At 60.9% G+C, this 11,355-nt stretch carries 8 protein-coding genes; 5 read left to right on the forward strand and 3 right to left on the reverse strand.

Annotated features, from left to right (window positions below; translation table 11 throughout):
- Positions 1 to 7: 7 nt before the first annotated feature.
- The 3 genes from CYD26_RS04125 to CYD26_RS04135 form a co-directional block, all read right to left on the reverse strand.
- Positions 8 to 973, reverse strand: coding sequence for a 2-hydroxyacid dehydrogenase (locus tag CYD26_RS04125; protein ID WP_102051849.1), 966 nt, complete (start codon positions 971 to 973; stop codon positions 8 to 10).
- A gap of 106 nt (positions 974 to 1,079) precedes the next feature.
- Complete coding sequence (locus CYD26_RS04130; protein ID WP_102051850.1) at positions 1,080 to 1,481, reverse strand: MerR family transcriptional regulator; 402 nt, start codon at positions 1,479 to 1,481, stop codon at positions 1,080 to 1,082.
- Positions 1,482 to 1,549: 68 nt separating this feature from the next.
- Positions 1,550 to 2,125: an NAD(P)H-dependent oxidoreductase gene (locus CYD26_RS04135; protein ID WP_102051851.1), complete on the reverse strand. Its 576-nt coding sequence runs from the start codon at positions 2,123 to 2,125 to the stop codon at positions 1,550 to 1,552.
- Positions 2,126 to 2,277: 152 nt separating this feature from the next.
- On the opposite strand from CYD26_RS04135, the gene CYD26_RS04140 reads away from it, so the two are divergent.
- The 5 genes from CYD26_RS04140 (at position 2,278) to CYD26_RS04160 (ending at position 11,253) form a co-directional block, all read left to right on the forward strand.
- The gene (locus CYD26_RS04140) at positions 2,278 to 2,907 is read left to right on the forward strand and encodes a LysE family translocator (RefSeq protein WP_102051852.1); all 630 of its coding nucleotides are present in this window, start codon (positions 2,278 to 2,280) and stop codon (positions 2,905 to 2,907) included.
- A 136-nt stretch (positions 2,908 to 3,043) separates the two neighbouring features.
- Entirely contained in the window at positions 3,044 to 4,726 is a 1,683-nt protein-coding gene (locus CYD26_RS04145) for a fatty acid--CoA ligase (RefSeq protein WP_102051853.1), read from the forward strand.
- A 300-nt stretch (positions 4,727 to 5,026) separates the two neighbouring features.
- The gene (locus tag CYD26_RS04150) at positions 5,027 to 6,904 is read left to right on the forward strand and encodes a DUF1302 domain-containing protein (protein ID WP_102051854.1); all 1,878 of its coding nucleotides are present in this window, start codon (positions 5,027 to 5,029) and stop codon (positions 6,902 to 6,904) included.
- A gap of 27 nt (positions 6,905 to 6,931) precedes the next feature.
- A complete protein-coding gene (locus CYD26_RS04155; protein ID WP_102051855.1) occupies positions 6,932 to 8,296 on the forward strand; it encodes a DUF1329 domain-containing protein in 1,365 nt (454 codons plus the stop codon).
- 236 nt (positions 8,297 to 8,532) lie between these two features.
- On the forward strand, positions 8,533 to 11,253 hold the full coding sequence (locus tag CYD26_RS04160; RefSeq protein WP_102051856.1) for a LuxR C-terminal-related transcriptional regulator: 2,721 nt from the start codon (positions 8,533 to 8,535) through the stop codon (positions 11,251 to 11,253).
- Positions 11,254 to 11,355 lie beyond the last annotated feature (102 nt).

The following is an 11,355-nucleotide window of genomic DNA, read 5'->3' on the forward strand; positions in this document are numbered from 1 at the left end:
CTGGGTGTCAGCTGACAACCCGGCGTGGCTGGCCGGCAAAAAACGCCTGGGCGTTTTCGTGCAACTGCTCGACGATGCGCTGCCGCGCCTCGCGAGCACCCCAGGCGCTGTGTGGCGTGACGATCAGGCGCGGGACATCGGTGGCCAGCAATGGGTTGCCGTTAACGGGGGGCTCGACGCTCAACACATCCGTCGCAGCACCACCGAGATGACCCGAGCGCAATGCATCGGCCAGCGCCTGTTCGTCGATCAGCCCGCCACGGGCCGTGTTGACCACGAATGCACCGGGCCTGAGCAATGCCAGTTCACGGGCGCCGATCAGGTTGCGGGTGTTGTCAGTGAGTGGGCAGTGCAGGGTCAGTGCATGCACCTGTGGCAACAGTTCATCCAGCGGCAGGCGGTCTTCACGGGGTGGGCGTCCTGGCAGTTGGCCAAACAGCACGCGCATACCGAAGGCTTCGGCCAGGCGCGCCACCGCGCCACCCAGTTCGCCATGCCCGAGCATGCCCAGTGTCTTGCCTTCCAGTTCGACAATCGGGAAATCCAGCAGGCAGAACTGCTTCGCCTGCGCCCAGCGACCCGCGGCGACAGCCTGCTGGTAGTCCGTCAGGCGTGTGGCCAGGGCCAGCAACAGGGCCAGCGTGTGCTGGGCCACCGAGGGCGTGCCATAGCCCTGGCAGTTGCTGACGACAATGCCGTGGGCCCGTGCGGCGTTCAGGTCGACATTATTGGTGCCGGTGGCGGCTACCAGGATCAGCTTCAAGTCCGGGCAGGCGGCCAGTGTGGCGGCATCCAGCACGACTTTGTTGCTGATGGCCACGGTGGCCCCTTGCAGACGTTCAACAACCTGGTCCGCTGTGCTGGAAGGATACAGCTGCAACTCGGCGAAGCCTTCACGCAGCGTACCGAGGTCAAGGTCGCCCAGATCGAGGGAGCTGTGGTCGAGGAAAACAGCGCGGTGAGAGGTGTTCATCGAGGAAGGATTCCAGGTCGGCAGGAGGTATGAAAACACGGGCAACGGGGCCACTTGAGGATCTTAGCGCTCGCCAGCCGCCCAGGATACGTGGGGCTTTCGTATTTCAGCTCATCGCGGGTCGCGCCTGCTCCAAGCGGCTCAGCTCGAAGCTGCATTGCGCACGGGCGTCCTGAACGCTGGCTTCAAACTCCACCAGGTCATCATGCAGGCTTTGCAGCGTGTCGATCTGGGCGCGCAATTCGCGCTTTTTGTCGGCGATCGCCTGTTGGGCCAGGCCCCAGGGAATTTCCCCACCACGGTAATCCTGGAAAATCGCCTGCATTTCCTTGAGCTTGAAGCCCAGTTGCTGAGCGCATTTGATGAACGACAGCAGTTCGACACTCTGTTGGCTGTAGATCCGGTACTTGCCTTCGCGCACGGGCTCGGGCAGCAAACCGATCTTTTCATAGTGGCGGATGCATTTGACGGTGGTGCCTGAAAGCTGGGCTGCTTTGCCGATGTACATCGATAGTCCCTTCGTTCCTTGAAAAGTGGCAACGCACATGCCAACTCCCCGGCGCAGCCGTGCAGGCCTTAGCGACCGGCGAGGGTTCGGGTCTGGGCCAGCCAGGTTTCGCGCTGTGCCGGTGTCGAGCCAAGCATCGGCCCGAACGTCAGGGTGCGGGTCGGCTTGATGCCGCAGAACGCCAACGTGGTCTTGCGCATCTGGTGCAGGCCGGGCATGCGGTAGATCCAGCGGTAATACCACGGTGGCGTGTCCATCGTCACCAGCAGATGGGCCGTTCGTCCCTTGAGCAGCTTGTCCGGAAAAGCGGAGTCGCTGCGGTATTTGAAGGCGAACCCGGGCAGGAAGACCCGGTCGAAGAAGCCCTTGAGCAAGGCTGGAATGCCGCCCCACCAGATCGGGTAAACGAAGGTCAGGTGATCCGCCCAGAGAATCTGCTTCTGTGCCTCCAACAGGTCGGGCTCAAGTGCCTGGATTTCCTTGTAACCCTCATGCAGGACCGGATCGAAATCCAGTGCCGGGAGGTTCAGCAGGCGAACCTCGTGGCCTGCTTCGGTGGCGGCTTTGACATAGGTGTCGGTCAGCGCGGCACAAAAGCTGTCGGATGAGGGGTGGCCAAGAACGACCAGAATACGTTTGCTCATGGTGACTCCAACTACAGGATGAAGTCGATGAGGGTAAAGTCTGCCCCTAACGGTAGAGTCAAGCAAAAAATCGTTGGTAACTGTGTCTGTTGCTCGGGGTATCGACTGGTCTAAGGTAGGCACCTTACTTAAATCCGTGACAAGGAGTCCCCATGTATTGGGCTGAGTTTCTCACCGTTGCCCTGATTCACTTGCTGGCGGTCGCCAGCCCCGGGCCGGACTTCGCGGTCGTGGTTCGTGAAAGCGTGACCCATGGTCGACGTGCGGGTACCTGGACTGCATTTGGCGTGGGAACAGCGATCTTCCTGCATGTGGGCTATTCGCTGCTGGGTATCGGGCTGATCGTGTCGCAATCGATCATGCTGTTCAATGCGCTGAAGTGGTTGGCGGCGGCGTACCTCTTGTACATCGGCTTCAAGGCCTTGCGTGCCAGCCCCGCCAAGCCTGGTAGCGATGAGGTGCAGGCTGCAACGATAGAGCGCACCCCGCGCGGTGCTTTTGTCGCCGGTTTCATGACCAACGGCCTGAACCCGAAAGCCACCTTGTTCTTCCTGTCGCTGTTCACGGTCGTCATCAACCCGCATACCCCCCTGCTGGTACAGGCAGGTTATGGTGTGTACCTGGCACTGGCCACTGGCCTGTGGTTCTGCCTGGTGGCTATGTTGTTCAGCCAACAGCGGGTGCGTGCCGGTTTTGCCCGCATGGGTCACTGGTTCGACCGTGCCATGGGGGCTGTACTGGTGGCGCTGGGTATCAAGATCGCGTTTACCGAGATGCATTGATCGATGCCGTTTCCAGTAGGCCGCTGATCCCAGCGTCGTTCAAATCATTCCTTTGGCTGATTTGGACGACGCAGCGGCGTTCTAAAGTGAAGGTCTGTTTTGACCCAGACCATGCACTTCAGAAAAGGGACACTTCATGTTGCAGACTCGCGTCATTGCCCCTGCCGAGGGCGCTTATGAGTACCCGTTGCTGATCAAGTGCTTGCTGATGTCTGGCGGCCGCTACGAGAAAACCCGCGAGATCGTTTACCGCGACCAGCTGCGCTACAGCTACCTCACCCTGAATGAGCGTATTGCAAGGTTGGCCAACGTGTTGACCGAGGCTGGGGTCAAGGCGGGCGACACGGTGGCGGTGATGGACTGGGACAGCCACCGTTACCTGGAGTGCATGTTTGCCATTCCGATGATTGGTGCGGTGGTGCACACCATCAATGTGCGCCTGTCGCCGGAACAGATTCTCTACACGATGAATCACGCCGAAGACCGTTTCGTGCTGGTCAACAGTGATTTTGTCGGCCTTTATCAGGCTATTGCCGGTCACCTGACCACCGTTGAAAAGACGCTGCTGTTGACCGATGGCGAGTCAAAAACCGCCGAGTTGCCAAACCTGATCGGTGAGTACGAACAGCTGCTGGCTGCGGCCAGCCCGCGTTACGACTTCCCGGATTTCAACGAAAACTCGGTGGCAACGACGTTCTATACCACCGGCACGACCGGCAACCCGAAAGGGGTGTACTTCACGCACCGGCAACTGGTGCTGCACACCTTGGGTGCAGCGGCTGTGACCGGCAGCATCGACAGCGTCCGCCTGCTCGGCAGCAACGATGTGTACATGCCGATCACCCCGATGTTTCACGTGCATGCCTGGGGTATCCCTTATGTGGCGACCATGCTCGGTATCAAGCAGGTTTACCCTGGGCGTTACGACCCGGAGCTGCTGGTGGAGCTGTGGCGCAAGGAAAAGGTCACGTTCTCCCATTGCGTGCCGACCATCCTGCAGATGCTGCTCAACGCCAAGGGCGCGCAGGCCGAGGACTTTGCCGGCTGGAAGATCATCATCGGCGGCAGCGCCCTGAACCGTGCGCTATATGAGGCGGCCAAGGCCCGCGGTATCCAGCTCACGGCGGCTTATGGCATGTCGGAAACCTGCCCGCTGGTTTCCTGCGCTCACCTGAACGATGAGTTGCTCGCGGGCAACGAGGATGAGCGCATCACGTACCGGATCAAGGCCGGTGTGCCGGTACCCCTGGTAGAGGCGGCGATCATCGACAGTGACGGCAACTTCCTGCCTGCTGACGGTGAGTCCCAGGGCGAGTTGGTGCTGCGAGCCCCTTGGCTGACCATGGGGTATTTCCGTGAGGAGCAGAAGGGCGCCGAGCTCTGGGACGGCGGCTGGTTGCACACCGGCGACGTGGCCACACTGGACAGCATGGGCGTGATCGACATTCGCGACCGGATCAAGGATGTGATCAAGACCGGCGGCGAGTGGGTGTCGTCCCTGGAGCTCGAGGACCTGATCAGCCGTCATTCTGCGGTGCGTGAGGTCGCGGTGGTCGGTATCGCCGATCCGCAGTGGGGGGAGCGGCCGTTCGCATTGTTGGTGGTGCGCGAGGGGCACAGCATTGACGCCAGGGGCCTCAAGGAGCACCTGAAACCGTTCGTGGAATTGGGCCATATCAACAAGTGGGCTATCCCCACTCAGATCGCCCTTGTTACCGAAATTCCCAAGACCAGTGTTGGCAAGCTCGACAAGAAGCGTATCCGCCTCGATGTCATGCAATGGCAGGCCAGTAACAGCACCTTTCTTTCCACGCTCTGAGCCCCCGGGGTTCGCGCCGGTCGCGGTGCGAGCCCCGAGCCAGACACCTCGCGACTTGTAAAACGGTAATTTTCAGCCATGCTTGGCGCCGCTCAGGCAGGGGTAGGCCCATTAGGGCCATGCCTGCCTGCTTGTACACAACAAATCACACTTTAGAGGGATCAAGCCCTGGTACCTGCTGGCTATAGTCGGCCCAGGGGATTTTTAGGAACGGGGGGACGTGCAATTGAGCATGTATTCCATTGCGCCGTTTTTAGAAGGACTCACTGCCATAAAAATAAAGAACATGGAGTAGCGTCGATGACATCTGCACATCTGTTTTGGCGTCGGGCAAAACTGCCTTTGGCCGTCAGCCTCGCTTCTACGCTCGCTGGCCCTGCATTCGGCGTCAGTTTCAACATCGGTGAAATCGAAGGCCAGTTCGATTCGTCGCTGTCCGTTGGGGCTAGCTGGTCGACAGCCAAGCCGAACGAGAACCTGATCGGCGTCAACAACGGCGGCAAGGGGCTTTCGCAGACTTCTGACGATGGCCACCTGAACTTCAAGCGCGGTGAGACCTTCTCGAAGATCTTCAAGGGCATCCATGACCTGGAGTTGAAGTACGGCGATACCGGCGTATTCGTGCGCGGCAAGTACTGGTACGACTTCGAACTCAAGGATGAGCACCGCGAGTTCAAGGACATCAGCGACTCCAACCGCAAGGAAGGCGCACAGTCTTCTGGCGGGCAGATTCTTGATGCCTTCGTGTACCACAACTATTCCATCGCCGATCAACCCGGTTCGGTACGCCTTGGCAAGCAGGTGGTGAGCTGGGGTGAGAGTACCTTTATCGGTAACGGCATCAACTCGATCAACCCGATTGATGTGGCGGCTTTCCGTCGGCCAGGCGCCGAGGTGAAGGAGGGCCTGATCCCGGTCAACATGTTCTATGTTTCCCAGAGCCTGACCGACAACCTGTCTGCCGAAGCGTTCTACCAGATCGAGTGGGACCAGACCGTAGTGGACAACTGCGGCACCTTCTTCTCGCAGCCGGACATCATCGCGGATGGTTGCTCGAACAACCTGCGCCTGCTGAACAGCAGCCGTAGCGTTCCCGGGGCGGCCTTGCCCTTGCTTGCGGCCAATGGTGTCGATATCAACGAGGAAGGTGTGCTGGTGCGCCGCAGTGCCGACCGCGATGCGCGTGACAGCGGTCAGTTCGGGGTGGCGTTCCGCTACATGTTCGAACCGCTGGATACCGAATTCGGCGCGTACTTCATGAACTACCACAGCCGTGCGCCTATTTTCAGTGCTACCGGCGCAGACCCTTCGGTGTATCAGGCGGCCGGCAATTTTGGACGCTTGGCTCCGTTGGTTGTTGCCGGGAACTCCAGTTACTTTGTCGAGTATCCCGAGGACATTCGTCTATACGGGCTGAGCTTCTCGACCACCTTGCCTACTGGCACGGCCTGGAGTGGTGAAATCAGCTACCGGCCAAACGCTCCGGTGCAGCTCAATACCACCGATATCCTGTACTCCGCTGTGGTGCCGCTGGGTGGCCCATACACCAATGCCTCCCTGCTGACCGGCGTGCCGGGCGAGGACCAGCACGGCTACCGTCGCAAGGAAGTCACCCAGTTCCAGACCACCCTGACTCACTTCTTCGATCAGGTCATGGGCGCCAGCCGCCTGACCGTTGTCGGCGAGTTGGGGGTTACCCATGTGGGTGGCCTGGAGGACTCCAGCAAACTGCGTTATGGCCGTGACCCGGTCTACGGCCCAGGCCCGCTACCGGCCACTGGTGGGCTGAATACCTGCTCGGCAATTCTCAACACCGGCACAATCAACGGTGCGGGCCCAGGTGCCTCAACTGCCAACCTCAGCCGCAATTGCGAAGATGACGGTTTCACCACCAGCACCTCCTGGGGCTACCGCGCGCGCGCCATCTGGGATTACAACGACGTCTTTGCCGGGGTCAACCTCAAGCCGAACATCGCCTGGTCCCATGACGTTTCCGGCTACTCCCCAGGCCCTGGCGGCAACTTCGAGGAAGGCCGTAAAGCCGTCAGCCTGGGCCTGGATGCCGAGTACCAGAACACCTACACCACCAGCCTGTCGTACACCAACTTCTTTGATGGCAAGTACACCACGGTGGACGACCGCGACTTCATCGCCCTCAGTTTCGGCGTGAACTTTTAAGCGCACTGATTCAGGAAGAGCACAACTATGAAAACAACCAAGAGTCTGCTGCAAGCCGGTGTGCTGGGCCTGACCCTGCTGACCAGCAGTGTCATGGCCGCCGTTCCCGCCAGCGAAGCTGCCAAGCTCGGCGCCAGCCTGACACCGATGGGGGCTGAAAAGGGCCCTAACGCCAATGGTTCGATCCCGGCCTGGAGCCCGTTGCCGAAAACCGCCGGCTCGGTGGATGCCAAAGGGTTCCTCACCGACCCTTACGGTAACGAGAAGCCGCTGTTCACCATCACGGCGCAGAACGTCGATCAGTACAAAGACAAGCTGGCGCCGGGCCAGGTCGCGATGTTCAAGCGCTACCCTGACACCTACACGATTCCGGTCTACCCAACGCACCGTGGTTCTACCGTTCCCGACGAGGTGTTTGCGGCGATCAAGGAAAACGCCACCGCCACCAAGCTGGTGCAGGGCGGTAACGGTCTTGAGAACTTCAAGACAGCCATTCCGTTCCCGATTCCACAGAGTGGCGTCGAGGTCATCTGGAACCACATCACCCGTTATCGCGGCGGCAGCGTGACCCGCCTGGTGACCCAGGCCACCCCTCAGGCCAACGGTTCGTACAGCCTGGTGTACTTCCAGGACCAGTTCGTTTTCCGCGACAAGATGAAGGATTACGACCCGAACAACCCGGGCAACATCCTCTTCTACTTCAAGCAGAAAGTGACGGCTCCGGCGCGTCTGGCCGGTGGTGTACTGCTGGTTCACGAAACCCTCGACCAGGTCAAGGAACCGCGCCTGGCGTGGGTCTACAACGCCGGTCAGCGTCGTGTGCGGCGTGCCCCGCAAGTGTCCTATGATGGCCCGGGTACGGCGGCGGATGGCTTGCGTACCTCCGACAACCTGGACATGTACAACGGCGCGCCGGATCGCTACGACTGGAAGCTTGAAGGCAAGAAGGAGATGTACATCGCCTCCAACAGCTACAAGCTCGACTCGCCGAACCTGAAGTACGCGGACATCCTCAAGGCCGGCCACATCAACCAGGACCTGACCCGTTATGAGCTGCGCCGTGTCTGGCATGTGGTGGCAACCCTCAAGCCCGGTCAGCGTCATATCTATGCCAAACGTGACTTCTACATTGACGAAGACACCTGGCAGGCGGCAGTGATCGACCACTACGACGGTCGCGGCCAGCTGTGGCGTGTGGCGGAAGCCCATTCCCAGGACTACTACAACGTTCAGGTGCCGTGGTACACCCTCGAGACGATCTACGACCTGCAGTCCGGTCGTTACCTGGCGCTGGGCATGAAGAACGAAGAGAAGAAAGCCTACGACTTCGGCTTCACGGCCAACACCAGTGACTTCACCCCTGCAGCGCTTCGCCAGGACGGTGTGCGCTAACGCTGTAACCTCCGTGTGATCCCCAGAACGCCCCGGCTTGCCGGGGCGTTTCTGTTTGCGCCGGTCGCCTGGCTGGCAATCCGTCGGTAGCTGATGCGATGCGCGCGCGGGGCACTGACTTTTTTTGTTGTAGTCTTTTTTGGGTAATACGCGGCAATTGTCTTCAAATGTGCAGGGTAAGCCGTTAGTCTGCCCTGATCCGTTCTGCCGACAATCCAAACCAAAACGAGCCGGTCATGACTGATCTGTCCCGCACGCAAGGATTTTCCAGCCTGGCCGTCAGCGCCCTGGAGGGACGTTTCTATCGTCCGCCATTGCCCGACGCTCATGTGCCGCGCCCGAGGCTGTGCCAGCGTTTGCAGGCCGGATTGGGCGGGCGCCTGTTGTTGGTCAGCGCACCGGCCGGTTTCGGTAAAAGCTCGCTTGCGGTGGAGTTCTGTCAGGGCCTGCCAGCCCACTGGCAAAGCCTGTGGTTGAGCCTGAACCGACGCGACAGCGACCCGGGGCGTTTCCTTGAGCGCCTGCTTGAAGGGCTTCAGCATTACTGCCCGGCACTGGGCGCCCAGGCCTTGGGCTTGTTGAAAATGCGCCAGCGGCATCAGCCATTCGCTTTCGAGGAGTGGCTCGACGGCCTGCTGGATGACCTCAGCCGGCATTTGCAGCCCAACAACCCGCTGTTGGTGGTGCTGGACGATTACCACTTGGCACAGGGGCCGGTGCTCGACCGTTGCCTGCAGTTCTTTCTCAACCATCTGCCGCCGGGGCTGGTGCTATTGGTCACCAGCCGTCAGCGCCCTGACTGGCACCTGGCGCGCCTGCGTTTGTCGCGCCAGTTGTGTGAGCTCAACGAACAAGACCTGCGCCTGACGCCGGATGAATCCCATGCGGTGCTCGTACAGCACCCTACAGCCCTGCGCGGTCAGGCCCTGGACAATCTGATCCAGCGCAGCGACGGCTGGGTCGCCGGCCTGCGATTCTGGCTGCTGGCAGCCAGCGAATCCGGTACCGACAACGCCTTGCCCCAAGCCCTGCATGGCGGGGAGGGGTTGATTCGTGATTACCTGCTTGAAGAGGTGATCGACTGCCTGCCCAGTGAGGTCCAGGCGTTCCTCTACGATACGGCCTGCCAGGAGCGGTTCTGCAGTGAACTCTGCGATGCCCTGCGCGAGAGCCATGACAGCGCCGACATTCTGCGTTTTCTGCAGGCGCATCAGGTGTTCCTGGTGCCGCTGGACGAGAACGGTCGCTGGTTCCGTTACCACCACCTGTTTTCCGACCTGCTGCGTAGCCGGCCGACCAGCTTGCCGCTGCCGAGCCTGCATCTGCGCGCCTGTCGCTGGTTCCACAGCCAGGGATTGCTCGATGAGGCTGTCGAGCAGGCGCTGCGTGCCGGGCATCTGGACGTAGCCGCCAACCTGGTGCAGAACCTCTCGGAAGAGCAACTGCTGGCCGAACAGAACGTTGGCATGCTGCTGCGCTGGAAGATGGACTTGCCCGACAGCCTGCTGGTCAGTACGCCACGGTTGATCGTGCTGTACAGCTGGGCGTTGGGGCTGGCCTGTCAGCTGGATGCCGCCGAAGAGCTGGCCAGTCACCTGAGTCGCTTTCTGCCGGCGCCGTCCGCCACGGCGCAAAAATCGATGCTGGCTCAGTGGCTGGCCTTGAGTGGGGTGATCGCCCGCGGGCGTGGTGACCGCGCGCGCACCTTGGCCTACTGCACCGAGGCCCTGCGCAGCCTGCCGCAGAAGCGCTACGGGCAGCGGTTGGTGTGTTTGTCGACCTTGTCCAACCTGGCGATTGCCGATGGTGATTTCTGGCGTGCACGTGGCTGGAACCGTGAGGCCCTGGAGTTGGCCCAGCGGGTGGGCAACCCGTTATTCGAGGCCTTGGCTCATTACGACCGGGCGCGCGTGCTGCATGCCCGTGGCGAAATACTCCGGGCGCAGGATGAAGTGCGCCAGGGGCTGCAGCGCCTACAAGGGCTTTCGGCCCAGCGGTTGTACGCGGCACGCGCCCGCTTGACTCTGTACGAAGGGTATCTGCTGGCCGCGCGTCTGCAGCCCCAGGCGGGTCGCAGCCGCTTGCGCGCGGGAGTGGTCGAGGCGCGGGCGTGTCGGGACATCAGCGTGTTGATCGGTCATTGCATGATCGCCACGCTCGATGGCCGTGAAGGACGCTTTACCGAGGCGTATGCCGAGCTCGCCGAAGCCGAACGGCTGATGCATATCTGGGACGTGCCACCGATTTTCTATCTGGCAATGATCACCTTGGTCAAATGTGAGCTGTGGTTGGCGCAAGGGCGCATCGACCTGGCTGACGCCTGGTTGCAGCGCCTGGGGCAGACCTATGGCGGCAAACTGGCTGCCGCTGCACCAGAGTTTCACCCGCTATTGCCGTTGCATATCGAGCTGCAGCAAGCACGTTTGGAGCGCGTACAGGGGCGCAACGAGCAGGCCGAGCAGCGCTTGCTGGCCTTGAATGAGCGGGGGCAGGCCAACGGTGGGCAACTGCTGTGTGTCATGGCGTTGTGTCAGTTAGTGGCCTTGAAGCTGGCCGGCGGTCGCGAGAGCGAAGCCCGCAGCTTGTTGGTGCAAAGCCTGGACGCGGCGAAGGGCGGTACCCTGCAACCTTTCCAGATTCTGCTGAACGAACAACCGGGCTGGCTGCGCGAGCAGCTGCTTGGGCAACCTGTCGGGCCGGTTCGAACCAGTTTGCTGGCCTTGTTGCCGGTGCCTGAAAACGACACCTCAGGGGCGCCCAGCGAGGCCCTGAGTGCGCGGGAGCTGGCAGTGCTGGAGCTGATCGCCCAGGGTTGCTCGAACCAGGAAATCAGCGAGCGCCTGTTCATCTCCCTGCACACGGTGAAAACCCACGCCAGCCATATCAACAGCAAGCTTGGCGTGGAGCGACGCACTCAGGCGGTGGCGCGCGCCAAGGCGTTGGGCCTGTTGAACTAGCGATAAACGATGCTTGGTGATTGCAGCAAGCTTTACGTTAACGTAAAAGAGCAGGAGTGGTGTCCTCGCCGTTTCCTTGGCGTGGGACTTGCTTGAATCGGA

The sequence above is a fragment of the Pseudomonas sp. FFUP_PS_473 genome (assembly GCF_002858665.1).
Taxonomy (GTDB): Bacteria; Pseudomonadota; Gammaproteobacteria; order Pseudomonadales; family Pseudomonadaceae; genus Aquipseudomonas; species Aquipseudomonas defluvii.

Excerpts from the sequence above, each read along its gene's own strand:
- CYD26_RS04130 (WP_102051850.1), bottom strand. The coding sequence starts at position 1,481 with ATGTACATCGGCAAAGCAGCCCAGCTTTCAGGCACCACCGTCAAATGC.
- CYD26_RS04150 (WP_102051854.1), top strand. The coding sequence starts at position 5,027 with ATGACATCTGCACATCTGTTTTGGCGTCGGGCAAAACTGCCTTTGGCC.
- CYD26_RS04155 (WP_102051855.1), top strand. The coding sequence starts at position 6,932 with ATGAAAACAACCAAGAGTCTGCTGCAAGCCGGTGTGCTGGGCCTGACC.
- CYD26_RS04145 (WP_102051853.1), top strand. The coding sequence starts at position 3,044 with ATGTTGCAGACTCGCGTCATTGCCCCTGCCGAGGGCGCTTATGAGTAC.
- CYD26_RS04140 (WP_102051852.1), top strand. The coding sequence starts at position 2,278 with ATGTATTGGGCTGAGTTTCTCACCGTTGCCCTGATTCACTTGCTGGCG.
- CYD26_RS04125 (WP_102051849.1), bottom strand. The coding sequence starts at position 973 with ATGAACACCTCTCACCGCGCTGTTTTCCTCGACCACAGCTCCCTCGAT.
- CYD26_RS04160 (WP_102051856.1), top strand. The coding sequence starts at position 8,533 with ATGACTGATCTGTCCCGCACGCAAGGATTTTCCAGCCTGGCCGTCAGC.
- CYD26_RS04135 (WP_102051851.1), bottom strand. The coding sequence starts at position 2,125 with ATGAGCAAACGTATTCTGGTCGTTCTTGGCCACCCCTCATCCGACAGC.